We start from the raw sequence: 26,271 nt of genomic DNA, 5'->3' as shown, positions 1-26,271 counted from the left end.
CCGGTTTATGCCGCGGCGACAGCTTCGCGCGGGGCAGCTGCCATGCCAAGCAACCGCGTCGCGTCGGTGAGATGTACGAGCTTGCCGCCTGATATCACGGCGATCAGCCGCGGCCGCAGCGGCACGCGGTCGTCGACCAGCAGAATGTCCGCGCGCCGTCCTTCAGCGAGTACGCCGCGATCGGCAAGGCCGGTCGCGCGCGCAGGCGCGGCGGAGACCAGATTCCAGGCCTCGGTCAACGGCAGCACGCCATCGGCGGCGAGCCGGAACGCTGCGAGCAGCTGCGCGGGATAGTAGTAGTCCGAGGCCAGCACCGAGCAGAGCCCTTTGGCGATCATGTCGGATGCCTTGGTCCAGCCGGTGTGGCTACCGCCGCGCACGACGTTTGGCGCGCCGTAGACGATGGCATCACCGTGGCTTGCTGCCGCCCGCGCCGTCTCCTCGTTGATCGGAAACTCCGCGATCGCCACGCCCATCGCGCGAAAGCTCTGGCGCATCGCCGGCGTCGCATCGTCATGCGAGAGCATCCGCACGTCGGCGGCGCGCGCCGCCGCGGCGAGTCGCGACACGGAAGCCGGCACATCCGCGGCGCGGGACATTATGTGTCCGACCAGCCGGTCGAAATCTTCGCCCGAGAGGCCGGTGCGCTCCACCATGCGGTTGCGTTTGCGGGGCTTGGCCAAGTCCCCCACCGTGCCGTCCATGTGGTCGTTGAAGGCGAACAGGTCGACGCGGCCCTCACTGAGCCACTGACTGATCTCGGTTTCGGCGTCGAGATTGTAGGTCTCGTGGCGCAGGTGAAAGCGGGTGTCGGCGGCAAACTGCGGGCGCTGCCGTTCGATCGCCTCCATCAGGCCGCGCGCATTGTCGGCGCTGCGCAGGCCCGGCTCCCACGAACAGGTCGTGGCGTGAAACACCGTGGTGATGCCGTTGCTGATCGCCTGGCGATCGCTGTCGGCGAGCGCCACATCGATCGGGAAGTCGACTCCGGCACGCGGCATCATCTGTCGCTCGAAGGCATCGCCGTGCAGATCGATGATGCCAGGCAGCACCAGCAGGTCGCGCGCGTTGATCGCCAGCCGTGCTCGGCTGCGAGAGCCATCGACCTGCGCGATGTCCGTTCCGGATACGAGAAGCGACGTTTCGACGAACTCGGAGCCGATCAGGGCCCGGCCGCCCTCGAGGAATATGTCTGTCACGCGACCGCGCTTCGTTTGCTGGCAGATGAATGTGCCCGTGCTTCGTATGTCGAGAGGAAATCCTCAATCCCGAGCTTGCGGAAATCGGGCAGGGCTTCACGCAACTTGTCGTGATCCCAGTCCCACCAGGCGAGCCTCGCAAGCCGCCCCGCAACCTCTTCCGAGAACCGCCGGCGCACGATGCGCGCCGGATTGCCGGCGACGATGGTGTAGGCCGGCACGTCCTTGGTGACGATGGCGCCGGCCGCGATCACCGCGCCGGTGCCGATGTTGCGACCCGGCAGCACGATCGCGCCGTGACCGATCCAGACGTCGTGACCGATATGGACGTGATGCCGGCGCCGCCAGTCGAAGAATTCCGTGTCGTCGCTCTCGCCTTCGAAATAGGCGCTCGACCGATAGGTGAAGTGCGCCTGCGTGGCGCGGTTCATCGGGTGATTGCCCGGATTGATCCGTGTCATCGCCGCGATCGAGCAGAATTTTCCGATGGTGGTGTAGGTGATCTGGGCGTCGTTCACGACATAGGAGTACTCGCCCATCGTCACTTCGTGCAGCATCGTGCGCGCGCCGACCTCGGTGTAGGCCCCAAGCCTGGTGTCGTGCAGCTTCGCCGAGGGATCGATGGTCGGCTGGACCGAAAGAGCTTTGGCGGCCATGTTGCATCCGAACGAGAGGGCGGGCGTTTCTCTTCGAGCGGCTTGATGACAATGTCATGACGGCGCGGTGACAGGGGATGAACAGGGGATGAGGTGTGTAGGATCGCCGCACCGCAACGTCCGTGTCACACAAGTGTCAAGCGCCGGCGTTAGCGGTGGGTCCCAGCTACTCTGGAGCCCTGCATGCTGGTGGTTGAAGGTCTGACGTGTCGCTTCGGCGTGAAAGCCGCGGTGGACGACGCTTCGTTTCAAGTCTCTCCCGGCGGTTTCGTCGGCGTGATCGGACGGTCCGGCGCCGGCAAGTCGACCCTGCTGCGGACCATCAACCGTCTCGCGACGCCTTCGCAGGGTCGCATCCTGTTCGACGGCCTCGACGTCACCGCGTTGCGCGGCAAGGAGCTGCGGCAGTGGCGAGCGCGCTCGGCGATGATCTTTCAGCAGTTCAACCTGGTCGGCCGGCTCGATGTTCTCACCAACGTCCTGATGGGACGGCTCGCGACGATGCCAGCCTGGCGCTCGCTGTCGCAGACCTGGCCCGAGCAGGACAAGGCGCTGGCGATGTCCGCGCTCGAACAGTTCGATATCGCCCCGCTCGCAGCCCAGCGCGCCGATCAGCTCTCCGGCGGCCAGCAGCAGCGCGTGGCGATCGCCCGCGCGCTGGTGCAGCAGCCCGACATCATTCTCGCCGACGAGCCTATCGCCTCGCTCGACCCGCGCAACACCAAGATCGTGATGGATGCGCTGCTGCGCATCAACAAGCATTTCGGCATCACCGTGCTCTGCAACCTGCATTCGCTCGATCTGGCGCGCAGCTATTGCGACCGGCTGATCGGCATGGCGCAGGGTCGCGTGGTGTTCGACGGCGCGCCGGCCGAGTTGACCGAGCACGTTGCGCGCGAGCTCTACGATCTCGAAGCCGCCGATGTCATGGGCGGCACGCCTGCACCGGTGCGACAGGGCATTCCGGCGCTTGGAACGGCGGCCGCCGCCTGAGCTGCGCCGCTTCAGGACTCACCAGTTTTGCGTCAACCGACCTCAACCAATGAAGAGGCTATCATGATTACTCGCAGATTGATTCTTGCCGGCGCCGCCGCGCTCGCGTTCACGGCTTCCGCGTCCGCCGAAGACTGGAAGGCCAAATATCCCGAGCTGACCTTCGCGGTCATTCCGGCGGAAAACGCCTCGGGCGTCACCGAGCGCTGGGCGCCGTTCATGAGCTATCTCTCCAAGGAACTGGGCGTGAAAGTCACGCTGCGCATCGCCAACGACTACGCTGCCGTGATCGAAGGCCAGCGCGCCGGCAACATCCACATCGCGAGCTACGGCTCTGCCTCGTTCGCCCGCGCCCGCCTGACCGGCGTCAAGACCGACGCCTTCGCCAACGACATCAATTCCGACGGCTCGACCGGCTACTACTCGGTGTTCTTCGTCAAGACGAGCAGCCCCTACAAGAGCATCGACCAGCTCAAAGGCAAGAACCTCGGCCTGGTCGACCCGAACTCGACCTCCGGCAACAACGTGCCGCGCTTCGAGCTCGACAAGATGGGCATCGCGGATGCCGACACCTATTTCAGCAAGGTCGTCTTCACCGGCAGCCATGAGAACGCGATCCTGGCGCTGGCGCAGGGCACTGTCGACGTTGCCGCCAACCAGTGGACCAGCGATGACGATTCGACGCTGGCGCAGATGCTGACCAAGGGCATGCTGAAGAATGCCGACGGCTCGGCGATGAAGAAGGACGATTTCCGCATCATCCACAAATCGGCGCCCATCATCAACGGCCCCTATGCCTACAATTCCGACCTGCCGGAAGAGGCCAAGGCCGCCATCGCCAAGGCGTTCTTCGACGCGCCGGTCAAGGACAAGGCGGCTTTCGATCGCCTCCAGGACGGCCAGAAGAAGGGTTTCCATCCCGCGACCACCAAGGATTGGGATGGCACGATCGAGCTGATCAAGTTCGTCGATGCGCTGCGTAAGAAGAAGGCGTCCTGAGTTTCGGGACGATGCCACTGGAGCCGGGTCGATGGACCCGGCTCTTTCTCTTTGATCGACCACCTTTCCTGATCAGATGACCGTCGCGGTTTCGATCCTTCCCGAGCAGCAGCTCGCCGTGCTCAACGCCGCCTATCGCCAGGCGGTCGCGCGCAGGCGGCTCCGACTCCTGTTTGGAGCCGTGATCTTCGCCGCTGCACTGTGTCTGGCCGCGTTCGGCGCCGAAGTGAATCTGCGCACGCTGTTCACCCATTACGGCAACTTCATCAGCTATTTCGACCGCATCCTTACACTCGACAACGGACAGCGGGTCTGGACCGATGTCGGCGAGTGGCTGTGGGGCTGGCGCAAATGGCTGAAGATGCTGGGCGAGACCGTGCTGATCTCCTATGTCGGCACGTTGATCGGCGCGGTTTTTGCATTTTGCCTCAACTTCTTCGCTGCTGAAAACACCTCGCCCGCGCCCTGGCTGCGTTTCACGGTGCGGCGCCTGCTCGAATTCGCCCGCACGGTGCCCGGCATCGTGTTTGCGCAGATCTTCGTGATCGCCTTCGGTCTCGGTCCGATGGCGGGTGTGCTCGCAATTGCGATTCACTCCACCGGCGCGCTCGGCAAGCTGTTCTCGGAGATCGTCGAGAACGCCGACATGAAGCCGGTCGAAGGCGTTCGCTCGACCGGCGCAAGCTGGCTCTCCTGTATGCGCTTCGCCATCCTGCCGCAGGTCACGGCAGGCTATGCCAGCTACGCGCTGCTGCGTTTCGAGATCAACGTCCGCGAGGCCTCCGTGATGGGCTTTGTCGGTGCCGGTGGCATCGGCCAGGAGCTCGTCGTCGCCATCCGCAAGTTCTACTACTCCGACGTCAGCGCGATCCTGCTCACCATCATCGTCACGGTCTTCATCATCGACATCAGCACCGGCTGGCTGCGCGGCCGCCTGTTCGGCAAGGAGGCGCGGACGTGACGGGACCGCAGGAGATCGATACCGCGGCGCTTCGCGCGCGCTATCCTGACGTGTTCGACCGGCCGGCCTCGGCGCGGCTCGCCATGCCGGCGATGATCGTCGCGGCGCTCGCGATCCTGATTTACGGCCTCGTCGATCTCGACTTCTCGCCGTCGCGGTTCGTCGCGGGCCTCAACCAGCTCGGCTGGATCAGCCTGATGATGATCCCGCCGGATCCCGGCTCGTCGCTGCCGGTCTATCTGAAGGCGCTGGGCGAGACGCTGTCGATCGCGCTGCTCGGCACGACGCTCGCCGCGCTGTTCGCACTGCCGGTCAGTCTTCTTGCCGCCCGTAATGTCGTGCCGTCGAGCATTTTGCGCTTCCCGATTCGACGTTTCCTGGATTCGATCCGCGGCGTCGACACGCTGATCTGGGCGCTGGTATGGATCAACGTAGTCGGGCTCGGCCCGTTTGCCGGCGTGCTCGCCATTGCCGTGTCGGATTTCGGCGCGTTTGGAAAACTGTTCTCGGAGGCGATCGAGGGCGCCGACCAGAAGCAGGTCGAGGGCATCCGCGCCTCCGGCGGCAGTGCGCTGCACGAGATCCGCTTCGGTCTGCTGCCGCAGGTTTTGCCCGTGATCGCCGGCCAAGTGCTCTATTTCATCGAGTCGAACACGCGTTCGGCTACCATCATCGGCATCGTCGGTGCCGGCGGCATCGGCCTCCAGCTCGCCGAGCAGATCCGCGTGCTGGAATGGCAGAAAGTGTCGTTCCTGATCCTGATGATCCTGGTCGCGGTCGCCGCGATCGATTTCGTTTCGGGCAAATTGCGGTTTGCGATTATTGGGCGAAGGGCGGTGGCCTGATCACCGATTTCGTAGGGTGGGCAAAGCGAAGCGTGCCCACCACTTCAATCGCGACGTTGGATAGATGGTGGGCACGGCGCAAGCGCGCCTTTGCCCACCCTACGATTCTTCACCCGTTCTCCACCAGAAATTCCACCCGCTCCGCGGCAAAGCGCGAATGCTTGGTCACCAGCGGCTTGCCGTCGAGATCGTGGTCGGTGGCATCGACCACCAGGATCGGTCGTCCCAGCGCCAGATCGAGCCGGGCGGCGTCGGTTGCGTCGACGATGCCGGCGGTGATCCGGGTCGCGCCCCGGCGATAGTCGCGGACGCCGTAATGCTCGAGCAGTTTCGTCATCGAGCGGGTGGCAGCAAAGACGTCGCCCGCACCCGGGAACAGCTGCGCCGACAGCCACGTCGTGGAGACGCAGATCGGCGTGCGGTCGGCGAGGCGCATCGCCTCGATCCGCACCAACGGTGCGCCGGCCTTCAATCCAAGTTCCCGCGCGAGTTCGCGGGTCGCGACATCATCGGACGCCTCGATCAGCCGGCCATGCGGTTCGCGGCCGTCGGCGCCGACGATCTCGGAGAAGCGGGTCCGCGAGCGCAGTGGATAAGCGAGCTTCTGCGCCTCGACATAGGTTCCGCTGCCGCGTTCGGCCCGCACGATGCCGCGCTCGGCAAGCGCGGCCAGCGCGCGTCGCACGGTGTGGCGGTTCACGCGATAGGTTTCGGCGATCTCCACCTCGCCCGGCAGCTTGTCGCCGGCCGCAAAGCGGCCGTCGGCGATGCCGCGCTCGATGCCGTCGGCAACGAGGCGCCACAACGCCACGCCGGAGGAGGCTGTGTCCTGCATGCTCATGTGGCTCGGAAGCTACTCCAGAAATCACGCCTTTGTCACGAAACAGTCATGGCGCTCCCGTATGAAGTTGTCTAGTATCATAGACAACTTGGATTCGGCAAGTTCTGCAGAAAGTTTCGGTAGATCTGGTGACCCAACACAACAATCAGCAAGCCCAGCGCAAGGCCGCAATGGCCGTGCTGGCGCACGCGGAGGCGGGCGAGATCGCCGCTCGCCTCCGCGCTCTCGCTTTGCCGGCGCATCAGGATCTGCGCGCGCCGGAAAACGGCCTCGTCATGCTGCGCGGCCGGGTCGGCGGCGACGGTGCGCCATTCAATCTCGGCGAAGCGACGGTGTCGCGGGCTGCGGTGCGGCTTGCGAGCGGCGAGGTCGGTTTCGGTTACACGCTCGGTCGCGACGGTGAGAAGGCGCGGCTGATTGCGCTGTGCGATGCGCTGGTGCAGTCCAGCGATTTCAGTGGCGCGGTGGAGCGGGACATCATCGCGCCGTTGCGCGTGCAGCTGATGGTCAGGCGTAAACAGGCTGCGGCCGAGACCGCCGCGACGAAAGTTGATTTCTACACCATGGTGCGCGGTGAGGGGTGAGATCATGACCACGATTGCGGAACTGCCGCCGGGGTTCGTCGACAAGGTGTTGTCGGCGCAATCGACCTTTCGCTCGGTCATGGACGCGATGGCGCGGCCGGGGTCGGTCCAGCGCATCGTGCCGACATCAGGCGCGCCTCATGTGATGATGCGCGGCACGGCCGCGATCGCGCTGACGCTGTTCGATCACGACACGCCGCTCTGGCTCGATGCGCGCATGTCGGAAAGCACCGACGTGACAAAATGGCTGAAGTTCCACACGGGCGCGCCGGTGGTGCAGGATTCCTCGATCGTCAGCTTCGCGCTGATCAGCGAAGGCGGGGCGCTGCCTTCGCTCGAGCGCTTCGCGCTCGGCACCAGCGAATATCCGGACCGGTCGACCACGCTGATCCTTCAGGTCGAGAGCCTGCATTCGGGGCGCAGCTTCGAGCTGCGCGGTCCCGGCATCGACGGCGTCGCGACGCTCAAGGCCTCGATCAAGCCGTTCGACCTGTTCGAGCGACTTCGTATTAACGAAGCGCTGTTTCCGCGCGGCATCGATGTGGTCCTGGTCGCGGATGATGCCGTGGTTGCGGTCCCGCGCACCACGCGCGTCGTGAGCAAGGGAAGCTAAGCATGTATGTCGCAGTCAAAGGCGGCGAACGCGCCATCGAGAACGCCCATCGCCTGCTCGCCAGTGCGCGGCGCGGCGATCAAAGCGTGCCGGAAATTTCCCTCGACCAGATTTCGGAGCAGCTTGGCCTCGCCGTGGACCGCGTCATGAGCGAAGGCTCGCTCTATGACCGCGAGCTCGCGGCGCTCGCGATCAAGCAGGCGCGCGGCGATTTGATCGAGGCGATCTTCCTGATCCGCGCCTTCCGCGCCACGCTGCCGCGCTTTGGCGCCAGCGAGCCGGTCGAGACGGGCGCGATGCGGGTGCAGCGGCGGGTGTCCTCGACCTTCAAGGACATTCCCGGCGGCCAGATCCTTGGCCCCACCTTCGATTATACCCACCGCCTGCTCGATCCCTCGCTCGCCGAAGGCTTCGTACCGGAAGCGCCGGCGACGGCCGAAGCATCGACAGTGCCCACGCCGCGGGTGACGGATATTCTCGGCCGCGACGGCCTGATCGAGCCCTCCCCGCAGGCCGAAGAGGGCGCCAGCGTCGGCGATCTCACCCGCGAGCCGCTGAATTTTCCTGCCGATCGTGACCTGCGCCTGCAAAACCTCGCGCGTGGCGACGAAGGCTTCTTGCTCGCGATGGGCTATTCCACCCAGCGCGGCTACGGCCGCAACCACCCCTTCGCCGGCGAGATCCGCTTCGGCGAGGTCGAAGTCGAATTTTCGGCGGAAGACGTCGGCTTCGCCGTGCCGCTCGGTTCGATCGAACTCACCGAGTGCCAGATGGTCAATCAATTCAAGGGCTCCGCGACCGAAGCGCCGTGCTTCACCCGCGGCTATGGCCTCGCCTTTGGCCAGAGCGAGCGCAAGACCATGTCGATGGCGCTGGTCGACCGCGCGTTGCGCGCGCGCGAACTCGGCGAAGAGGCACTCGCACCCGCGCAAGACGAAGAATTCGTGATGTCGCATTCGGACAACGTCCAGGCGACCGGCTTCGTCGAGCACCTGAAGCTGCCGCATTACGTCGACTTCCAGTCCGAGCTCGGCCTGTTGCGCAAGCTGCGCAAGGAATTCGCTGATGCCAATGCGCCCGACGCAATGAAGGAGGCCGCGGAATGAACGCGCCGGCCTACAATTTCGCCTATCTCGACGAACAGACCAAGCGGATGATCCGCCGGGCGATCCTCAAGGCGATCGCGATCCCCGGCTATCAGGTGCCGTTCGCCAGCCGTGAAATGCCGATGCCCTATGGCTGGGGCACCGGCGGCGTCCAGGTCACCGCTGCGATCCTCGGGCCACAGGACGTGCTGAAGGTGATCGACCAGGGGTCTGACGACACCACCAACGCGATCTCGATCCGCAAATTCTTCGCCAAGACCGCCGGCGTCGCCACGACGACGGCGACTGAAGATGCGACCGTGATCCAGACCCGTCACCGCATCCCGGAGACGTCGCTGCACGCAAATCAGGTGCTGGTCTATCAGGTGCCGATCCCCGAGCCTTTACGTTTCCTCGAGCCGCGCGAGACGGAGACGCGGCGCATGCATGCGCTCGCCGAATACGGCCTGATGCATGTCAAGCTCTACGAGGACATCGCCCGCTTCGGCCACATCGCGACGGCTTACGCCTATCCGGTGAAGGTCAATGCGCGCTACGTGATGGACCCCTCGCCGACGCCGAAATTCGATAATCCCAAGATGGACAATTGCCCGGCGCTGCAATTGTTCGGCGCCGGCCGCGAAAAGCGCATCTACGCGATCCCGCCCTATACGCAAGTCGTGTCGCTCGACTTCGAAGACCATCCCTTCGAGCCGTATCGCTTTAATGCGCCTTGCGCGCTATGCGCCGCGGAAAATTCCTATCTCGACGAGATCGTCACCGACGACAAGGGCGGCCGCATGTTCGTCTGCTCCGACACCGATTATTGCGAGGGCCGCCAGGCCGCCGGCCACCACGGCAGCCTCAGCGCCGCGCCGTACAAGGAGAAGGCGCAGGAGGCACCGAATGGCTGATCAAGACATGCTCGAAAACGACGAGCCGCTGCTGGTCGCAAAATCCCTCAGCAAGTCCTACGGCCGGATCGCCGCATGCCGCGACGTGTCCTTTGCGCTCTATCCCGGCGAGGTGCTGGCGATCGTCGGCGAATCCGGCTCGGGCAAATCGACGCTGCTTCAGCTCCTGTCAGGTCAGCTCGCGGCCAGCGGCGGCCAGGTGTCCTACCGGATGCGCGACGGCGTCGCCCGCGATCTTGCCACGCTGGGCGAAGCCGAGCGGCGGTTTCTGTTTCGCACCGATTGGGGTTTCGTCCACCAGGATCCCGCGCAGGGTCTGCGCATGGCGGTCTCGGCCGGCGCCAATGTCGGCGAGCGGCTGATGGCAGTGGGCTGGAATCATTACGGCCGCATCCGTGATACCGCGTCGGACTGGCTGACCCGCGTCGAGATCGACATCGCACGCATCGACGATGCGCCGCGCACCTATTCCGGCGGCATGCGCCAGCGCCTCCAGATTGCCCGCAACCTCGTCACCGAGCCGCGGCTGGTGTTCATGGACGAGCCGACTGGCGGCCTCGACGTTTCCGTCCAGGCCCGCCTGCTCGACCTCGTGCGCAGTCTCGTCGCCGAGCTGCACCTCGCGGTCATCATCGTCACCCATGATCTCGCGGTCGCGCGCCTGCTGTCGCATCGCGTGATGGTGATGAAGGGCGGCCGCGTCATCGAGACCGGCCTCACCGACCAGGTGCTCGACGATCCCCGCGAGCCCTACACCCAGCTCCTCGTCTCCTCGATTCTGCCGCCATGAGCCTTCCCGGAAGAGTTTTTCAATGATCGCCATGATTGACGTCGCCAACACCAACAAGACCTTTACGATGCACCTGCAGGGCGGCATCGAATTGCCAGTCGTCAGCGGCGTGACCTTCCACGTCAATCCTGGCGAATGCGTCGTGCTGTCGGGGCCATCAGGCGCCGGAAAATCGTCGATCCTGAAGATGATCTTCGGTAACTACCGCTGCGACTCCGGCCGCATCGGCATCCGCCATCGCGGCGCGCTGGTCGATCTTGCCACTGCCGAGCCGCGACAGGTCCTCAACATTCGCCGCGCGACCATCGGCTATGTCAGCCAGTTCCTGCGCGCGGTGCCACGCGTCGCCACTGTCGACGTGGTCGCCGAGCCGCTGATCGTCAACGGCCTGGCTCGTGTCGACGCACAGACGCGCGCGGGCGAGTTGTTGCATCGGCTCAATATCCCCGAGCGGCTCTGGCAGCTTCCGCCCGCGACCTTCTCCGGCGGCGAGCAGCAGCGCGTCAACATCGCGCGCGGCTTCATCTCGGATCTGCCGATCCTGCTGCTGGACGAGCCTACCGCCTCGCTGGATGCCGCCAACCGCGCCGTCGTGGTCGAGCTGGTCGCCGAAAAGAAACGCCAGGGCGTCGCCATGGTCGCCATTGTCCATGACGACGAAATCCGTCATCAGATTGCCGACCGCATCGTCGACGTCACCAGCTTCGCCGCCGCGGCCTGAAGGAAATGGATATGAACGCCAAGAAGGACATCGTGATCGCCAACGCCAGGATCGTGCTGGCGGAGCGGGTGATCGAGCAGGGCTGGCTTGCTCTCGCCGATGGACGCATTGCCGAAATCGGTGAGGGCAGGGCGCCCGCCGGGGCCGAGGATGCCGCCGGCGATCTGATCATGCCCGGCCTGATCGAGCTCCACACCGATCACCTCGAGGCGCATTACGTGCCGCGGCCAAAAGTGTTCTGGAATCCGGTCGCCGCCGTCGTCTCCTATGACGGCCAGCTCGCGACATCGGGCATCACCACGGTGTTCGACTCGCTCCGGGTCTGGCGCGAGGATGGCGCCGAGGAAGTCGACGGACGCGCCGGCACGCTCGCCGCCGCGATCACCACCGCACGCGATGCCAATTTGCTGCGTGCCGATCACTTCCTGCATCTGCGCTGCGAAATCCCGATGCCGAGCGTGGTCGAGGAGGCCATGGAGCTGATCGACCGTCCCGACGTGCGGCTGATGTCGCTGATGGACCACACCCCCGGCCAGCGCCAGTTCCGCGACGAAGGCAAGCTGCGCGACTATTATCGCGGCAAGGGCGGCGGCAAGACCGATGCCGAGCTCGACCAGCTGTTCGCGAAGCGCTTCGAATATCAGAAGGCCTATGCGGCGACCAACATGCGCGAGATCGTGGCGCTGGCACACAAGTACAAGATCCCGCTGGCGAGCCATGACGATACCACCGAGGAGAACGTCGTGGACGCCGTGCGCGATGGCGTTTCGGTCGCAGAATTTCCGACCACGCTGGAGGCCGCGCGCGGCCTGCACGAGGCCGGCATCGACATCCTGATGGGCGCGCCGAACGTCGTGCGCGGCGGCTCGCATTCCGGCAACATCGCCGCGGTCGATCTCGCTCGCGAAGGCCTGCTCGACATCCTGTCGTCGGACTACATTCCCTCGAGCCTTCTGATGGCCGCGCTACATTTGCCGGAGCATGTGCCTGCCATCAGTCTTGCGGCGGCGATCCGCACGGTGACGAAGGCGCCCGCCGAGGCAGTCGGCCTGTCCGACCGCGGCGAGATCGCGGTCGGCAAGCGTGCCGATTTGATCCGCGTGCATGTTGCGGGCAGCGTCCCCGCGGTCCGCAGCGTCTGGCGCGAGGGGAGCCGCGTCGCATGAGCGAGGCCGCGACCGTGGCGGAGGACGAGACGGATGCGATCGGCCCTGGCCGGCTCGTGCTCGTGGTCGGCCCCAGCGGTGCCGGCAAGGACACGCTGCTGCGGCTGGCGCGGGCAGCATGCATCGAGGATCACGACATCGTCTTTCCGCGCCGTGTCGTGACGCGCGAATCCTCAGCCGACGAAGACAATGTCGCGGTGAGCCCTGACGAATTCCGGCGCGCGCTCGAGCGTGGGGATTTCGCCGTGCATTGGGAAGCGCATGGGCATTGCTACGCGCTGCCGCTCGACCTCAACGATGATATTCGTGCCGGACGCGCCGTCGTGGCCAATGTTTCGCGCACGGTGATCGGCGCGCTACGCCAGACCTATGCAAACGTCGTGGTGGTCGCGATCACGGCGCCACCGGGTGTGCTGGCGCAGCGGCTTGCCGCCCGCGCCCGGGACAGCGACGGCAATATCGCGGACCGGCTGACGCGCAGCGTCGGCGACGCATCGGCGCAGGCCGACGTCACCATTCTCAACGCGGGCAGCGCGGAGTATCATGGCCGCCAGCTTCTGCGCGTGATCAGGAATCAAGGCTGGCACGAATAGCCGGCACAACAAGGAGACTGGAATGTCGGTGATCGAAACGGTCGAGCAGCTGGAGGCCATCTACGGCGTCACCAACGACGCCTCGACCGTGAAAGTCGCCGACCACGTCACCCCGCTCTATCGCGTCTTCATCGAAAAGGCCCCCTTCGCCGCGCTCGCCACCATCGGACCCGAGGGGATCGACTGCTCGCCGCGCGGCGATCTCTCCGGCTTCGTCCGCATTCATGACCCGAAGACGCTGATGCTGCCGGATCGACGCGGCAACAACCGGGTCGATTCCCTGCGCAACATCGTGCGCGATCCCAGGGTGTCCCTGATGTTCCTGATCCCCGGCTCCGGCAATGCGGTTCGCGCCAATGGCCGGGCGTATCTCTCCATCGATCCCGAACTGCTCGCCTCATTCAAGGTCGAAGGCAAGGCGCCGCGCAGTGTGATGGTGATGAATGTCGACGAAATCTACTTCCAGTGCGCCCGCGCCATCGTCCGCTCCGATCTCTGGAATCCCGACAAGCGCATCGACCCCAAGACGCTGCCGACACCCGGCCAGATCCTCGCCGAGATGAGTGAGAACAAGGTCGGCGGCGCGGAATATGATCGCGCCTGGCCCGAGCGGGCCGCGGCGACGATGTGGTGAGCTCTCTTCCCTCTCCCCCTGCGGGAGAGGGTGGCTCGCCGCGACAGCGGCGAGACGGGTGAGGGGTTCTCTCCGCGCGCGACTCTCTTCAGGATTCGCTGAGGCAACCCCTCATCCGGCGCTTCGCGCCACCTTCTGCCGCAAGGGGAGAAGGAAAGAACTCATCGCGAGATAAATTCGATTGCCTGCGCTCGCGCCCGGAGAAGTGCCGATGCGCGCCGGTGGTAATTATGGATAGCCGTTTCATTGACCGATCGCGCCAAACACTCGATAGTCGAGGCATCGAAACTGCTCCTCGAGCCGAAGCCGCGATATGAGAACCGATCAGCAGCGCAATAGGGACGACATGCATGTGTGCATGACGCGGCGCTGTTTCTCGGCGGCCACCGGCGCCTGTTGTTGCTGACCGCCGTCTTCTAGCAGCACCTCACCCAGCAAATCCCGAGACAGGAACGCCGAGATCCCGGCGAACGAGCAGTCATGTCCCGAACTCAATCGAACGCTTACATCATCGAGATCCACGACCGCGCCGCCGGCATCGTCACGAAGGATACGCGCGGCTTCCGCTTCTTCTCCTCCGAGCGTCTGTTCGACAGCCTCGAAGGCAGGCAGTTCCGCTCGGCGCGCGAGGCCGAGCGTGCCGCCCGTGCCGTGTTCTCCGAACGGAGCCGGCGCGCGAATTCTCGCTTCTTTGCCAGCTGAAACCACCGAAAGGACCACATGATGATGACCCGACGATACATCCTCGCAACCAGCCTGCTGCTCGCGACGGCCTTGGCCCCACCTGCGCGCGCGGAGGACAAGCCGGCGGAAATCCGCATCGGTACGCAGAAGGGCGGCTTCTTCCCCGCGGTTCGCCAGCGCCAGACGCTCGAAAGCGCCTTCAAGCCGCTCGGCATCGAGGTCAAATGGATCGACTTCCAGTTTGGTCCGCCGCTGCTGGAGGCCATCAATGTCGGCAGCGTCGATTTCGGGTTCGTCGGCGATACCCCACCGATCTTCGCGCAAGCCGGCGGCGCCAGGATCCGCTATGTTGCGGCGGTGAAGTCGGACGGCGACACTCAGGCGATCATCGTGCCGAAGAATTCACCGATCAAATCGCTCGCAGACCTCAAGGGCAAGCGCGTTGCCTTCGCCAAGGGATCGAGTGCGCACAACCTCCTGGTCGCGTCGCTCGAGAAGGCCGGTCTCGCCTGGTCCGACATCACGCCGGCACCGCTCGCCCCGGCTGATGCGACAGCCGCCTTCATGAAGGGCTCGGTCGATGCCTGGTCGATCTGGGATCCATATCTGGCGCTTGCTGAATTGAAGGAAAGCGCCCGAGTCATCGCCTTCGACAGGGATGTCCACAAGCCGAACGCTTTCTACATCGCCGGGACGGACTTCGTAGAGAAGTATCCTTCGCTGGTGGCAAAGCTCAACGCGAGCTTCGCCTCCGAAGGCGTATGGGCGGAATCTCACCATGAGGAGGTAGCAAAGGCTCAGTCCGAGGCGACCGGCGTCGACATCGAAGCTGTCAGCCGCTTCGTCAACCGCTCCACCTATCGCGTGGTGCCGCTGGATGCAGAGGTGACCAAGAGCCAGCAGGCCGTCGCCGACCGTTTTGCAAAACTGGGCCTGATCCCGAAGCCAGTCAACGTGTCCGACATCGTCTGGAAGTGGACGCCGGGCTCCTGAGGGGACCAGACTTAACTCCGGCGGCGCGCCCTGGTGCGTGCCGCCTTCTTTGCGGCGGCGGAGCGGGCCTTGGCGCCCTTGGTGCGGCTCGCCTTGCGCGCGGTGGCTGAACGCGACGCGGCGGATCGCTGGCTCGCGGCGCGCTTGCCCTGTTTCGACAGTGCGCTGCGCGATGCGGTCGAGCGCGGCTCCTTCTTCAAAACCTTTTCGACGGCCCGCGACACGCGCGGCCGGCGCTTCGCGGTGCGCTTGCCCTGACCGACCTCATAGGCATATTTGGCGCTGCGTCGCGTCGCCTTCTTGACGCGTCCCTTGCGCGGCGGCGGAAGATCGACGCCGGCGCGGCGCGCCTCGGACAGACCGATGGCGATGGCCTGTTTCGTCGAGCGCGCACCATGCTTGCCCTTGCGGATCTTGTCGATCTGGTCCTTGACGAATTCGCCGGCCTGCGTGCTTGCCGATTTACCGGCACGCTTGTCTTGCCTGGCTTTGCGAACGACTTGCTGTCTTGGCATGGGTCCGGTTCCCTCTGGAATTCACAGGGATGTCTGACCGCAACGCGCAAGATGGACGATTGATCCTGTCAGTTCCGTAGCGCCGCCAGCAATTCATCCGGGCGTTCGGCCATGATCATGTGGCCGGCGCCGGGCACGATGACGGTCTTCGCATGCGGGATCGCCGCGGCGAGCGCCCTGCCGGCCTTCACCGGCGTCATCATGTCCCGTTCGCCAAGGATGAGCGTCGTGGGCACCTTCACGCTCGCGGCTGCCTGAAGCGCATTCGCGTAAGCATTGCAGGCCGACAAATCCCGGAACAGCACGCCCGGCTCGCAGTGTTTCAACACGGCCTGCGCGCCGCCATGCATCCACAGGCCCGGTGCGAGGCTGCCGCCGAGCTCGGCGTTGAAGCCGAGCCCCCAGATCGAGACCATGTCGTTCGCATCCTGCGAATTGGCTTCGGCCGCCATCAGCAGATCCGGGCCGACCGTCATGGTCGCGGCCGTGCCGATCAGGCTGAGCGCGGACACCTTGTCGGGGTGACGTGCGGCCGTCTCCAGCGAGATCAGCGAGCCCATGGAATGGCCGATCAGATGCGCTTTCGTCACTCCGGCCGCATCGAGCAGCGCCGCCGTCCAGTCGGCCATTTCGGCGATGCTTGCGAGCGACGGTCCGGGAGAACGGCCGTGGCCGGGCAGATCAGGCGCCAGCACGCCAAAGCCGTGATGGGCGAACCAGCGCGTGTGCAGCGCCCAGGTCGAATGGTCGAAGCCGGCGCCGTGGAGGAAGACGACCGCGGGCAGGGCCTTGTCGAAGTCGCGGCCGCCGGTTGCGACCAGCACCTCGGCGCCGTTGACGGAGAGCTTCATGGTGTCAGACCTTTTGCGAGATGCGCAGCGCCTGCGCGAGATCGTCGATGATATCGCTTGCGGTCTCGATGCCGACCGAGAGCCGCACCAGCTCCTCGCCGATGCCGGAGGACTTAAGTTGTTCGGCGTCCATCTGCTGATGCGTGGTCGAGGCAGGGTGGATCACCAGCGTCTTGGCATCGCCGACATTGGCGAGATGGCTGATCATGCGCAGCTGCTCGATGAACTTGCGGCCCGCGGGCCGCCCGCCCTTGATGCCGAAGGAGACAATCGAGCCGGCGCCGCGCGGCAGCAACTGTTTTGCCAGCTGGTAGTCCGCGTGATCTTCCAGCGAGGGATGCAGCACCCAATCCACGGCCTTGTTGGACTTCAGTGCTTCCAGCACGAGGTGCGTGTTTTGCATATGGCGGTCCATGCGCACCCCGAGTGTCTCCACGCCCTGCAACAGCTGGAACGCGTTGGTCGGGGATAGACAAGCGCCGAAATCGCGCAGGCCTTCGGTGCGCGCACGCATGATGAAGGCCGCGGTGCCGAACTGCTCGTCGAAGACGATGCCGTGATAACCGCCATAGGGTTCAGTCAGCACGCCGAATCTTCCGGATGAGCGCCAATCAAACCGGCCGCCGTCGACGATGGCGCCGCCGATCGCGATGCCGTGGCCGCCGATCCATTTGGTCGCCGAATGCATGACGATGTCGGCCCCGAGTTCGATCGGACGGCTGAGATAGGGCGTGGCAAAGGTGTTGTCGATCAGCAGCGGAATCTTCGCGTCATGCGCGATCTGCGCGACCTTCGGAATGTCCAGCACCTCGAGCCCGGGATTGCCGATGGTCTCACCGATCACCAGCTTCGTGTTCGGCTTGATCGCCGCGCGGAACGCATCGAGATCGCGCGGTTTCACGAACGTTGTGGTGATGCCGAAGCGCGGCAGCGTGTGCGCGAGCAGGTTGATGGTGCCGCCATAGAGCGAGCTCGATGCGACGATATGGTCGCCGGCGTTCAGAAGCGTCGCGATCGCCAGATGCAGCGCCGCCATGCCGCTCGCTGTGCAGATCGCGCCGACGCCGCCCTCCAGCGCCGCAAGCCGTTCCTCGAGCACGCCGGTGGTCGGATTGGAGATGCGCGTATAGATGTGGCCGGCGCGCTCGAGGTTGAACAGCGCGGCGGCGTGATCGGAGTCCTGGAACACGTAGGACGTGGTCTGGTAGATCGGCACCGCGCGGGCGCCGGTCGCGGGATCCGGATGCTGTCCCGCATGCAGGCTCAGGGTCTCGAAGGCGGGCGGTTTTGGCGCGGGCATGCGTGGCCTCGTTGCTCGGTCGGCGGAGGCGGCCCTTGTGCCACAAAAATGCGCGCTACGTCAGCCCATTGACAGGGTTGCCTAACCCCGGATCGCCTGCTCGATGATCCGCGCCTCCCGCAGCAGGATCTCTGCGACCTCCTGCTCGCGGCGCGGGCCGAGCCTCGTCCGAACGGCGGAGACGGTCATCGCGGCGGCGGGGCGGCCGTCCGGGGTCTTGATCCAGGTGGAGATCGATTTCGTGCCCTGCACGAGACCAATCTCTCTCATGCCATATCCCAGCCGTCTTGCGGCGGTGACCTGGCCCAGCACCGTCGCAACATCGGTCCGGTAGGCCTCCAGTCTCTTCTCATTGGCAGCGACGATTTTCCGCGCGTCCTGGGCCGGCATCGCGGCGAGGATGGCAACGCCCGCGCTGGAGACGCCGAGCGGTCGGCGCGCGCCGACCTCGATCGACAGCACCTGGATCGGATAGACACCGATCCTGCGGTCGACGCACAGCGTGTCGTTGCCGGTCCGCACCGTCAGGAACAGCGTGTCGCCGATCTCGGTCGACGCACGTTGCAGCGACGGATTGGCGGCGATCAGCAGCCGCGACGGCCGAGCCCGTGCGAGCGCAAGCTCCGGCACCTGGTTGCCGATCGCGTAGCGGCCGGTTTTGTCATGCCGTTCGACGATACCTTCCTCGATCAGCACGTGGACGATGCGGTGCACGGTCGGGCGGGTGAGGCCGGTCGCCCGCACCACCTCTGCCAGCGGCACGCCGTCCTCGCGGCCGGCGGCAAGAATGCGCAGCACCGCGAGCGCGCGGCGGATCGCCTGCGCACCCTGTCGCGGTTCGGTGATGCGGCGGGTGGATTTCGCGGAAGCGGTCTTGTCCATAATATGGACAAGAACGCCACAATTCACTCGACAGGTAAAGCGCGCATCTGGAGATTGCGCTCCGAATCGAGATGCCGTGTACGACGTCAGGCAAATCGACGTAAAATTGGAAGCGCCGCCGGGAGGTTAACATGAGATTAATCTGGATTGCCATAGCTGCCGCAGCGGCGATGCTGGCGGGACCGGCGTCCGGCCAGCAATGGCCGTCGCGCAACGTCAAGCTGATCGTGCCCTATCCGGCCGGCGGCAATGTCGACAGCGCCGCGCGCATCATCGCCGACAAGCTCCAGGAAAAGCTTGGCCAGCCCTTCATCATCGAGAACAAGGCGGGCGCCGGCGGCATGATCGCGGGCGAGGCTTTCGCGAAATCCGCGCCCGACGGCTACACGCTGTTCGTCGGCGCCAACGGCCCGGTGCTGTTCGCGACCGAAATCAACAAGCGCGACGTCTACAGCTGGAAGAAGGACTTCCTGCCGATTACGACGATCTCGATGACGCCGCTGGTGCTCGAGGTGCATCCGTCGGTGCAGGCGACGAATTTCAAGGAATTCATCGACCTTGCCAAGCGCGAGCCGGGCAAGTTGACGATGGCCTCGCCCGGTCCCGGCACCACCAACCATCTGCTCAGTGAGCTGATGCAGTCCAGCCTCGACCTGCAATGGGTCACCGCGCACTATCGCGGCAATGCGCCTGCGGTCAACGATCTCTTGGGCGGCCAGGTACAGTTCGCGTTCGACCAGCTCACGGTCAGCCTGCAGCACATCAAGGCCGGCCTGTTCCGGGCGCTGGCCGTCACCAGCCCGCACCGCCTGAAGTCGCTGCCCGATGTCCCGACGTTTGCCGAGCTCGGCTACAAGGATTTTGACGGCCAGACCTTCACCGGCCTGTTCGCACCGGCAGGCACGCCGGCGCCCGTGATCGACAAGCTGCACGACGCGTTGACCGCGATCCTGAAGGACCCCGCCGTGGTCGACAAGTTCGAGAAGCTCGGCGGAGAAGCCGTCGCGATGACGCCCGATGAATTCAGGGCCTATCTCGAGCGCGAGGACGCCAAATGGATTCCGATCGTGCGCAAGGCCAACATCAAGGCGGATTGATCGATGCGGATCGACCCCGCCGAGTTCGGCGCCGAGCGGATCTACCGGCTGATGACCGGCATCGTGGTGCCGCGTCCGATCGCATGGGTGACGAGCCTGTCCCGCGCAGGCGTGCTCAACCTCGCGCCGTTCAGCGCCTTCACCTTCGTCTCGCAGAAGCCCCCGATGCTGGCCATCAGCGTCGGCCGCAAGGGCGCCGACTACAAGGACACCGCGCACAACATCCTCGACACCGAGGAATACGTCATCCACATCGCCGATACTCCGCTGATGCAGGCCGTGCACGACTCGTCGGTCGAGCATCCGCCTGAGATCAGCGAGGTCGCGGAGCTCGGACTCGAGACGATCGCGAGCGAGCGCATCAAGGTGCCGCGGCTCAGCATTGCACCCGTTGCGATGGAATGCCGCTTCCGGCAGTGCCTCGAATTCGGCGACGCCCGCAGCCGCCTCATCGTCGGCGAGGTCGTGATGTTCCACATCCGCGACGGCCTGGTGAACGACGGCAAGGTCGAGACTGCCGCGCTCGACCCGATCGCGCGCATCGGCGGGCCGCGCTACGCCCGTCTCGGCGAGATCGTGACGCTGCGCGGCGTGTTCCAGACTCCCAAATCGAAAGACTGAGCGCGCTGCCCCGGCAGCACCTCAAGACCATTGGAGAACGACCATGCGACTCCTAAGCTATCTCCTGGACGGAGAGCCGCGCTACGGTGCCGCCATCGAAGGCGGTGTCGTCGACCTGACCCGGCGGGTCGGCCGCGACTTCTCCGATTTGAGGGCGCTGATCGCAGCCAATGCGCTGGCCGACGCGCAGGAAGCCGTCGCCGGACAAAAGCCGGATTATGCGCTCGACGAGCTCGTGCTGCTTCCGCCGGTGCTGGCGCCGGAAAAGCTCTGGTGCATCGGCGTCAATTATGCCGAGCGCAATGCCGAGTATAAAGACAGCTCCGACCTGCCCAAATATCCCAGCCTGTTCGTGCGCAGCATGTCCTCGATGACGGGCTCCGGTCAGCCGCTGGAGAAGCCCAAAGTCTCGGACCAGCTCGACTACGAAGGCGAGCTCGTCATCGTGATCGGGCAGGGCGGCCGTCACATTCCGCGCGAGAAGGCCTGGTCGCACATCTTCGGCATGACGCTGTGCAACGAGGGCACGATCCGCGACTGGCTGCGCCACGGCAAGTTCAACGTCACGCAGGGCAAGAATTTCGATCGCTCCGGCAGCATCGGTCCGTGGATCGTCACGTCGGACGAGCTCGACCCGCGCGGGCCGCACGATATCGTCACGCGCGTCAACGGCGAGGTGCGGCAGCAGGACACCACCGAGCGGCTGATGTTTCCGTTCGATTTTCTGATCTCCTATCTCTCCACCTTCGCCACCCTGAAGCCCGGCGACGTGATCGTGACAGGCACGCCGACCGGCGCCGGCGCCCGCTTCGACCCGCCGCGCTGGCTGAAAGTCGGCGATGTCGTCGAGGTCGAATCCAGCCGCATTGGCGTGCTGCGCAACACCGTCGCGGCGGAGAGTTAAACCATGCTGGATACCGCCACGATCGAACGCCTTGCCGCGCGCCTTGACGAGGCCGAGCGCACCAAGACGCTGATCACGATGTTCACCAAAGACTATCCCGATTTCAGCATCGAGGATGCCTATGCCGTTCAGCGCGCCTGGACAAAACTCCAGCTCGGACGCGGCCGGGTTATCAAGGGCCACAAGATCGGCCTGACCTCGAAGGCGATGCAGAACGCGGTCGGCATTTCCGAGCCGGATTACGGCGTGCTGTTCGCCGACATGTTCTATGCCGATGCCACGCCGATTCCGTTCGACCGTTTTCACGCGCCGCGCATCGAGGTCGAGCTCGCCTTCGTGCTGAAGGCGCCGCTGCGCGGGCCGGATTGCACCATCTTCGACGTGCTCAACGCCACCGACTACGTCACCCCGGCGCTGGAGATCCTGGAGACGCGCATGCACCGCGTCGATACCGACACCGGCAAGGCGCGAAAGGTGATGGACACGATCTCGGACAACGCGGCGAATGCCGCGCTGGTGCTCGGCGGCCGGCCGTTCCGCCCGATGGACGCGGACATGCGCTGGATCGGCGCGCTGTTGTTCCGCAACGGCGAGGTCGAGGAGACCGGGCTTGCGGCCGGCGTGCTCAATCATCCCGCCAACGGCATCGCCTGGCTCGCCAACCGCCTCGCGCCGCATGACGAGCATCTCGCCGCCGGCGAGGTGGTGCTGGCGGGGTCGTTCACGCGTCCGGTCGATATCCGCCGCGGCGACACGTTTCATGCCGACTACGGCGCGTTCGGCTCGGTGTCGTGCCAGTTCGTCTGAACCCACACCAAAGAGGGAGCGCATCATGACCGGTCACACGCGGCGCAAGAGCATCCATATCGGCGGCTTCAAGCACGCCAATCCGATTCCGAACGCTTGCCGCATCGGCAATCTCGTGATGTCGGGCGTCATCCTCGGCCGCGATGCGGCCGGCGCGATGCCTGAGAGTCTCGACGCGCAATGTGCCAACATGTTCGCGCATATGAAGGCCACGGTCGAGGCCGCCGGCGGCACCACCGACGACATCATCAAGATGACCGTGTGGTTGAAGGACCGTACGCAGCGCGGGCCCGTCAACGTCGAGTGGCTGAAGATGTTTCCGGACGAGCATTCGCGTCCGGCGCGCCACGCGCTGCCGATGGACAACATGGACGGCGGCGCACTGGTGCAGTGCGACTTCACCGCAATGATCGACTAAAGGAGTTTGCGTATGCCGACCTATCTGCCGTTCGACCCGAACCCGCGCCGCCCGGTCAAGGCGCCGCCGCCCAAAACCGTCGACAGCCAGTTTCACGTGCTCGGCCCCATCGACAAATATCCGGAACGTCCCGGCGCGGCCTATCGGATGCCGACCGCGACCTGGGAAGCGGCGCTGCGCGTGCACAAGACGCTCGGCATCGAGCGCGGCATCATCGTGCAGACCACGACCTACGGCGCCGATCATGCCGTCGTGCTTGATGGTCTCGCCGCGATGGGCCCGAACTATCGCGGCTGCGCCAACGCGCTGGTGTTCGCGGAGGCGAACGACGCTTATCTCGCCAAGCTGCATGATGCAGGTGTCCGCGGCGCGCGCTTCAGCTTCCGCCAGGAGCTCGGCGCCGTGCTGTCGGATGCCGATTTCGCCCGCGCGATTGCGCGCATCCGCGAGCTCGGCTGGTACGTCAAGATCCAGCCCGAGAAGGACGGCATCGTTTCCAGCGTCGCCAAATACGAGAATCTCGACGTGCCCGTGCTGATCGACCACATGGCGCGTCCCGATCCGGAAGCCGGCAGGAACGATCCGAATTTGCGCAAGATGCTCGAACTGCTCGCCAAGGGCAATTTCTGGGTGATGCTGTCGCTCGGCGAGAAGACCTCGAAGCGCGGTGCGCCTTACGACGACGTCATCCCGATCGCGCGCGCCTATATCGAGGCCGCAGTCGACCGCTGCGTCTGGGCCAGCGACTGGCCGCATCCGGTCTCGGTCAAGCAGCCGCCCAACGACGCCGATCTGCTCGAGCTGATGTACCGCTACGCGCCCGACCAGGCGGAGCTGGAGAAGATTTTGGTGCACAATCCGGCCAAGCTGTTCGGCTTTCCGGATTAGGGCGAGATGAGCTGAAGCCGAGTCGAGTTTAACCGCGAATACCGCTCTCTCCGTTCCCTCCCCCCTTGTGGGGGAGGGGCAGGGAGGGGGGTGCCACGCGGGGATTCTTTCCTTCGCGCACCGGCCCTGAGCGCATCATCTACAACCAGCACCTTTTCCTGGGCTACCCCCCTCCCTAGCCCTCCCCCACAAGGGGGGAGGGAACGCACCTTTGTCGGGCGACAAACTCTGCGCTCACCCCGCCAGCCGATCCCTTACCCCAGCCGCGATCTCGAACGAGTGCAGTCGCGCAGCGTGATCGTAGATCTGGCCCGTGGTCATCAGTTCGTCCGCGCCGGTATCGGCGATCAGCGCCTTCAGCTTCGCTTCGACCATGTCAGGCGAGCCGACCGCCGAGCAGGACAGCGACTGCCCGACCATGGCCTTTTCCGCCGGCGACCACAGCGCGTCCATGTCGTCGACCGGTGGCGGCAGCGGGCCGGGCGTGCCGCGGCGAAGATTGATGAACTGCTGCTGCAGCGAGGAGAACATGCGTTGCGCGTCCGCCTCGCTATCGGCGGCGAACACGTTGACGCCGACCATTGCATAGGGCTTGTCCAGCTGCGCCGACGGCTCGAACCGCGCGCGATACTCGCGCAGCGCCGGCATCATCATCTGCGGCGCGAAATGCGAGGCGAACGCGAACGGCAGACCGAGCATGCCTGCGAGCTGCGCGCCAAAGGTGCTGGATCCCAGGATCCACAGCGGCACCTTCGTCCCCATGCCCGGCACGGCGCGGATGGTCTGGTTCGGCTTGACGTCGCCGAGCAGCGCCTGCAACTCCAGCACGTCCTGCGGAAAATTCTCGGAGCTGGTGGCGAGATCGCGGCGCAGCGCGCGTGCGGTGAACTGGTCGGTGCCCGGCGCCCTGCCGAGCCCAAGATCGATCCGCCCGGGAAAGAGCGAGGCCAGCGTGCCGAACTGCTCGGCGATGACCAGCGGTGAATGGTTCGGCAGCATGATCCCGCCGGAGCCAACGCGGATGGTTTTGGTGCCGCCCGCGACATGCCCGATCACCACCGACGTCGCCGCGCTCGCGATGCCCGTCATGTTATGATGCTCGGCCAGCCAGAACCGTTTGTAGCCCCAACCTTCGGCGTGCCGGGCGAGATCGAGCGAATTGCGGAACGCTTGTGACGCGTCGCCACCCTGGCGGATGGGCGCGAGGTCGAGCACGGAGAAGGGGATCATTTCGGTACCGAAGTGGAGGAGGATGACGCGCGGCGGCTGAGAATACATGTAGTGTCGGCGCGTAGGATGGGTAGAGCGCAGCGAAACCCATCATGCGTCTTCATCGAACAAGGCTCGATGGGTTTCGCTTCGCTCTACCCATCCTACGAAGCTGTTCGAGCGGCCTAAACCCCATTCACAACACCGTCATCGCGCCCCGTTCCACCCCTCCTCTCAACTGGGCGTCTCGCGTCTGTTGTTGTACCATGGCGGGAGCTACTGCTCCGTTGCAGGAGGAACCGACATGACCACGGTCCTACTCAATCGCCGCAACCTCCTCGCCGCTGGCGGCTCGGCCCTCGCCACCGGGATTTTGGCAACCGGCGTTTCCGGCCTGCTGCCGGCCGCCCGCGCGGACGGGCTCGCGCCGACCGAGACGATGTCGGGCGGCGCGAACAATTACCGCAAGGGCGCAGCGATCGTGGAGCGGATCGGCAAGGGCGGCTTCTGGATGAGCGGCACCGTGCGCCGCGCCGGCGACGGCGCGCCGCTCGCAAGCCAGCGCATCCAGATCTGGGCGCACACCACCGAGGGACAAGAGCACGAGCCGCAGAGTCATGGCGCCACGCTCACCGACAAGGACGGCAAGTTCCGGCTCGAGATGCCGCAGATCATTCCCATCTTCGGCCAGCCGCATGGCCATCTCGCCTATGACAGCGGCGAGTTCAAAACCGTCTTCCTGCGGCCGGTGATGCGGAGCCCAAAGGAAACCAGCCTGGAAGCGCATTTCGTGCTGCAGCCGGCCTGACCGCATTGCGAATGAAAGGGTGGCGATCGGCGCCCCTGATCTGGGTCGCCCTTGCCTTGGCCATCGGCGTGCCGATCGCCGCCGCCGCAACAAGCGAGCAACTCGCATGGCGCGGCCCGCTCTACATCCTCGCCGGCTTCGCGGGCATCGTCGCGCTCGGTCTCGTGCTCGCTCAGCCCCTGCTAATCGGCGGATATTTGCCGGGCCTGTCGGCCTATCGCGGCCGGCGCGCCCATCGCTGGATCGGCGGCGCGCTCGCTCTGGCGGTGGTGATCCACGTCGCCGGCCTCTGGATCACCAGTCCGCCCGATATGATCGACGCCCTGACCTATACCTCACCGACGCCGTTCTCCCCCTTCGGCGTGACCGCGATGTGGGCCATCTTCATCGTTGCGGTCCTGGCCGCGTTGCGCCGCCGCCTGGGACTGCGGCTGCGCACCTGGCGCATCGTCCACATTCCCCTCGCGATCGTCATCGTCGCAGGCAGTGTGGCGCATTGCCTGCTGATCGAGGGGACGATGGAGACGATCTCGAAGGCGGTGCTGTGCGTGTTGATCCTCGTGGCAACCGTGAAGGTCATGATTGACCTGCAAGTGTGGCGAAAGCGAAGGACGCTGCGGGGGGAAAGTGTCGCGCGGCAGTAGCTCACTGGGCTCAAGAGGCGAAGCTCTCTCAACTCGTCATTGCGAGGAGCACTTGC

The 26,271-nt window shown here is 65.2% G+C and carries 31 protein-coding genes; 23 read left to right on the top strand and 8 right to left on the bottom strand.

What is annotated here, in order from left to right; genetic code table 11:
• Positions 1 to 5: 5 nt before the first annotated feature.
• Together FXB41_RS16445 and FXB41_RS16440 are read right to left on the bottom strand one after the other, a co-directional pair.
• On the bottom strand, positions 6 to 1,199 hold the full coding sequence (locus FXB41_RS16445) for an alpha-D-ribose 1-methylphosphonate 5-triphosphate diphosphatase (protein WP_219682483.1): 1,194 nt from the start codon (positions 1,197 to 1,199) through the stop codon (positions 6 to 8).
• Positions 1,196 to 1,855, bottom strand: coding sequence for an LbetaH domain-containing protein (locus FXB41_RS16440; protein WP_219682482.1), 660 nt, complete (start codon positions 1,853 to 1,855; stop codon positions 1,196 to 1,198). The genes FXB41_RS16445 and FXB41_RS16440 overlap by 4 nt, the downstream gene beginning before the upstream one ends.
• 183 nt (positions 1,856 to 2,038) lie before the next feature.
• Between FXB41_RS16440 and phnC the strand changes: the two genes are divergently transcribed.
• The 4 genes from phnC to phnE (FXB41_RS16420) all read left to right on the top strand — a co-directional run bounded on the left by phnC (position 2,039) and on the right by phnE (FXB41_RS16420) (position 5,653).
• Complete coding sequence (phnC, locus tag FXB41_RS16435) at positions 2,039 to 2,848, top strand: phosphonate ABC transporter ATP-binding protein (protein ID WP_007597623.1); 810 nt, start codon at positions 2,039 to 2,041, stop codon at positions 2,846 to 2,848.
• A gap of 63 nt (positions 2,849 to 2,911) precedes the next feature.
• A complete protein-coding gene (gene phnD / locus FXB41_RS16430) occupies positions 2,912 to 3,847 on the top strand; it encodes a phosphonate ABC transporter substrate-binding protein (protein WP_219682481.1) in 936 nt (311 codons plus the stop codon).
• 76 nt (positions 3,848 to 3,923) lie between these two features.
• Complete coding sequence (gene phnE, locus FXB41_RS16425) at positions 3,924 to 4,808, top strand: phosphonate ABC transporter, permease protein PhnE (protein WP_219682480.1); 885 nt, start codon at positions 3,924 to 3,926, stop codon at positions 4,806 to 4,808.
• The gene (gene phnE, locus FXB41_RS16420) at positions 4,805 to 5,653 is read left to right on the top strand and encodes a phosphonate ABC transporter, permease protein PhnE (RefSeq protein ID WP_219682479.1); all 849 of its coding nucleotides are present in this window, start codon (positions 4,805 to 4,807) and stop codon (positions 5,651 to 5,653) included. The genes phnE (FXB41_RS16425) and phnE (FXB41_RS16420) overlap by 4 nt, the downstream gene beginning before the upstream one ends.
• 109 nt (positions 5,654 to 5,762) lie before the next feature.
• Here the strand turns inward: phnE (FXB41_RS16420) and phnF are convergent, their stop codons facing one another.
• Positions 5,763 to 6,494, bottom strand: coding sequence for a phosphonate metabolism transcriptional regulator PhnF (gene phnF / locus FXB41_RS16415; protein WP_035993736.1), 732 nt, complete (start codon positions 6,492 to 6,494; stop codon positions 5,763 to 5,765).
• Positions 6,495 to 6,664: 170 nt separating this feature from the next.
• Here phnF and phnG point away from each other — a divergent pair, with 170 nt between their 5' ends.
• From phnG to FXB41_RS16360, 11 genes are all read left to right on the top strand, one after another.
• Positions 6,665 to 7,078: a phosphonate C-P lyase system protein PhnG gene (gene phnG, locus FXB41_RS16410; RefSeq protein ID WP_219682478.1), complete on the top strand. Its 414-nt coding sequence runs from the start codon at positions 6,665 to 6,667 to the stop codon at positions 7,076 to 7,078.
• 4 nt (positions 7,079 to 7,082) lie between these two features.
• Positions 7,083 to 7,691, top strand: coding sequence for a phosphonate C-P lyase system protein PhnH (phnH, locus tag FXB41_RS16405; protein WP_219682477.1), 609 nt, complete (start codon positions 7,083 to 7,085; stop codon positions 7,689 to 7,691).
• A 2-nt stretch (positions 7,692 to 7,693) separates the two neighbouring features.
• Complete coding sequence (locus FXB41_RS16400; protein WP_219682476.1) at positions 7,694 to 8,797, top strand: carbon-phosphorus lyase complex subunit; 1,104 nt, start codon at positions 7,694 to 7,696, stop codon at positions 8,795 to 8,797.
• Positions 8,794 to 9,690 carry an alpha-D-ribose 1-methylphosphonate 5-phosphate C-P-lyase PhnJ gene (locus FXB41_RS16395; protein ID WP_219682475.1) on the top strand — a complete coding sequence of 299 codons (897 nt, stop codon included), beginning with the start codon at positions 8,794 to 8,796 and terminating at the stop codon, positions 9,688 to 9,690. Before FXB41_RS16400 ends, FXB41_RS16395 begins: the two co-directional genes overlap by 4 nt.
• On the top strand, positions 9,683 to 10,480 hold the full coding sequence (gene phnK / locus FXB41_RS16390; RefSeq protein ID WP_007615531.1) for a phosphonate C-P lyase system protein PhnK: 798 nt from the start codon (positions 9,683 to 9,685) through the stop codon (positions 10,478 to 10,480). Before FXB41_RS16395 ends, phnK begins: the two co-directional genes overlap by 8 nt.
• A 22-nt stretch (positions 10,481 to 10,502) precedes the next feature.
• Positions 10,503 to 11,201, top strand: a complete 699-nt coding sequence (gene phnL / locus FXB41_RS16385; RefSeq protein WP_007597608.1) for a phosphonate C-P lyase system protein PhnL — start codon at positions 10,503 to 10,505, stop codon at positions 11,199 to 11,201.
• Positions 11,202 to 11,212: 11 nt separating this feature from the next.
• Entirely contained in the window at positions 11,213 to 12,367 is a 1,155-nt protein-coding gene (locus FXB41_RS16380) for an alpha-D-ribose 1-methylphosphonate 5-triphosphate diphosphatase (RefSeq protein ID WP_007597607.1), read from the top strand.
• Positions 12,364 to 12,960, top strand: coding sequence for a phosphonate metabolism protein/1,5-bisphosphokinase (PRPP-forming) PhnN (gene phnN, locus FXB41_RS16375; RefSeq protein WP_219682474.1), 597 nt, complete (start codon positions 12,364 to 12,366; stop codon positions 12,958 to 12,960). Before FXB41_RS16380 ends, phnN begins: the two co-directional genes overlap by 4 nt.
• Before the next feature lie 22 nt (positions 12,961 to 12,982).
• Positions 12,983 to 13,594: a pyridoxamine 5'-phosphate oxidase family protein gene (locus tag FXB41_RS16370; RefSeq protein ID WP_219682473.1), complete on the top strand. Its 612-nt coding sequence runs from the start codon at positions 12,983 to 12,985 to the stop codon at positions 13,592 to 13,594.
• A 480-nt stretch (positions 13,595 to 14,074) separates the two neighbouring features.
• Positions 14,075 to 14,296, top strand: a complete 222-nt coding sequence (locus FXB41_RS16365) for a hypothetical protein (protein WP_007597604.1) — start codon at positions 14,075 to 14,077, stop codon at positions 14,294 to 14,296.
• Between the two features lie 21 nt (positions 14,297 to 14,317).
• Positions 14,318 to 15,271, top strand: a complete 954-nt coding sequence (locus tag FXB41_RS16360; protein WP_007597603.1) for an aliphatic sulfonate ABC transporter substrate-binding protein — start codon at positions 14,318 to 14,320, stop codon at positions 15,269 to 15,271.
• A gap of 11 nt (positions 15,272 to 15,282) precedes the next feature.
• Here FXB41_RS16360 and FXB41_RS16355 read toward each other — a convergent pair whose 3' ends face one another.
• The 4 genes from FXB41_RS16355 to FXB41_RS16340 all read right to left on the bottom strand — a co-directional run bounded on the left by FXB41_RS16355 (position 15,283) and on the right by FXB41_RS16340 (position 18,819).
• Positions 15,283 to 15,786 (bottom strand): DUF6496 domain-containing protein, encoded by a 504-nt coding sequence (locus FXB41_RS16355; RefSeq protein ID WP_007597601.1) that lies wholly within the window; start codon positions 15,784 to 15,786, stop codon positions 15,283 to 15,285.
• Positions 15,787 to 15,854: 68 nt separating this feature from the next.
• Complete coding sequence (locus FXB41_RS16350) at positions 15,855 to 16,637, bottom strand: alpha/beta fold hydrolase (RefSeq protein ID WP_219682472.1); 783 nt, start codon at positions 16,635 to 16,637, stop codon at positions 15,855 to 15,857.
• A gap of 4 nt (positions 16,638 to 16,641) precedes the next feature.
• Positions 16,642 to 17,937 carry an O-acetylhomoserine aminocarboxypropyltransferase gene (locus tag FXB41_RS16345; RefSeq protein WP_219682471.1) on the bottom strand — a complete coding sequence of 432 codons (1,296 nt, stop codon included), beginning with the start codon at positions 17,935 to 17,937 and terminating at the stop codon, positions 16,642 to 16,644.
• A gap of 81 nt (positions 17,938 to 18,018) precedes the next feature.
• Positions 18,019 to 18,819, bottom strand: a complete 801-nt coding sequence (locus FXB41_RS16340) for an IclR family transcriptional regulator (protein ID WP_219682470.1) — start codon at positions 18,817 to 18,819, stop codon at positions 18,019 to 18,021.
• 131 nt (positions 18,820 to 18,950) lie between these two features.
• On the opposite strand from FXB41_RS16340, the gene FXB41_RS16335 reads away from it, so the two are divergent.
• From FXB41_RS16335 to FXB41_RS16310, 6 genes are read left to right on the top strand one after another with little or no spacing between them, the layout of a single operon-like run.
• Entirely contained in the window at positions 18,951 to 19,916 is a 966-nt protein-coding gene (locus tag FXB41_RS16335) for a Bug family tripartite tricarboxylate transporter substrate binding protein (RefSeq protein WP_219682469.1), read from the top strand.
• 3 nt (positions 19,917 to 19,919) lie between these two features.
• Positions 19,920 to 20,537: a flavin reductase family protein gene (locus tag FXB41_RS16330; RefSeq protein WP_219682468.1), complete on the top strand. Its 618-nt coding sequence runs from the start codon at positions 19,920 to 19,922 to the stop codon at positions 20,535 to 20,537.
• A 43-nt stretch (positions 20,538 to 20,580) separates the two neighbouring features.
• Positions 20,581 to 21,441 (top strand): fumarylacetoacetate hydrolase family protein, encoded by an 861-nt coding sequence (locus FXB41_RS16325; RefSeq protein ID WP_219682467.1) that lies wholly within the window; start codon positions 20,581 to 20,583, stop codon positions 21,439 to 21,441.
• Positions 21,442 to 21,444: 3 nt separating this feature from the next.
• Positions 21,445 to 22,248 (top strand): 2-oxo-hept-4-ene-1,7-dioate hydratase, encoded by an 804-nt coding sequence (hpaH, locus tag FXB41_RS16320; RefSeq protein ID WP_219682466.1) that lies wholly within the window; start codon positions 21,445 to 21,447, stop codon positions 22,246 to 22,248.
• A gap of 25 nt (positions 22,249 to 22,273) precedes the next feature.
• Positions 22,274 to 22,666 (top strand): RidA family protein, encoded by a 393-nt coding sequence (locus tag FXB41_RS16315; protein ID WP_219682465.1) that lies wholly within the window; start codon positions 22,274 to 22,276, stop codon positions 22,664 to 22,666.
• A 12-nt stretch (positions 22,667 to 22,678) separates the two neighbouring features.
• A complete protein-coding gene (locus tag FXB41_RS16310) occupies positions 22,679 to 23,554 on the top strand; it encodes an amidohydrolase family protein (protein ID WP_219682464.1) in 876 nt (291 codons plus the stop codon).
• Positions 23,555 to 23,788: 234 nt separating this feature from the next.
• On the opposite strand, the gene FXB41_RS16305 is transcribed toward FXB41_RS16310, so the two are convergent.
• Complete coding sequence (locus FXB41_RS16305; RefSeq protein WP_035995312.1) at positions 23,789 to 24,784, bottom strand: LLM class flavin-dependent oxidoreductase; 996 nt, start codon at positions 24,782 to 24,784, stop codon at positions 23,789 to 23,791.
• Between the two features lie 283 nt (positions 24,785 to 25,067).
• Here FXB41_RS16305 and FXB41_RS16300 point away from each other — a divergent pair, with 283 nt between their 5' ends.
• Together FXB41_RS16300 and FXB41_RS16295 are read left to right on the top strand one after the other, a co-directional pair.
• Complete coding sequence (locus FXB41_RS16300) at positions 25,068 to 25,571, top strand: peptidase associated/transthyretin-like domain-containing protein (RefSeq protein ID WP_219682463.1); 504 nt, start codon at positions 25,068 to 25,070, stop codon at positions 25,569 to 25,571.
• 11 nt (positions 25,572 to 25,582) lie between these two features.
• The gene (locus tag FXB41_RS16295; RefSeq protein WP_219682462.1) at positions 25,583 to 26,215 is read left to right on the top strand and encodes a ferric reductase-like transmembrane domain-containing protein; all 633 of its coding nucleotides are present in this window, start codon (positions 25,583 to 25,585) and stop codon (positions 26,213 to 26,215) included.
• The last annotated feature ends 56 nt before the right edge of the window (positions 26,216 to 26,271 follow it).

It is taken from the genome of Bradyrhizobium canariense (genome assembly GCF_019402665.1).
GTDB classification, from domain to species: domain Bacteria; phylum Pseudomonadota; class Alphaproteobacteria; order Rhizobiales; family Xanthobacteraceae; genus Bradyrhizobium; species Bradyrhizobium canariense.
The sequence above is the reverse complement of the archived record's forward strand: the minus strand, read 5'-3'. Positions and strand labels throughout refer to the sequence as shown.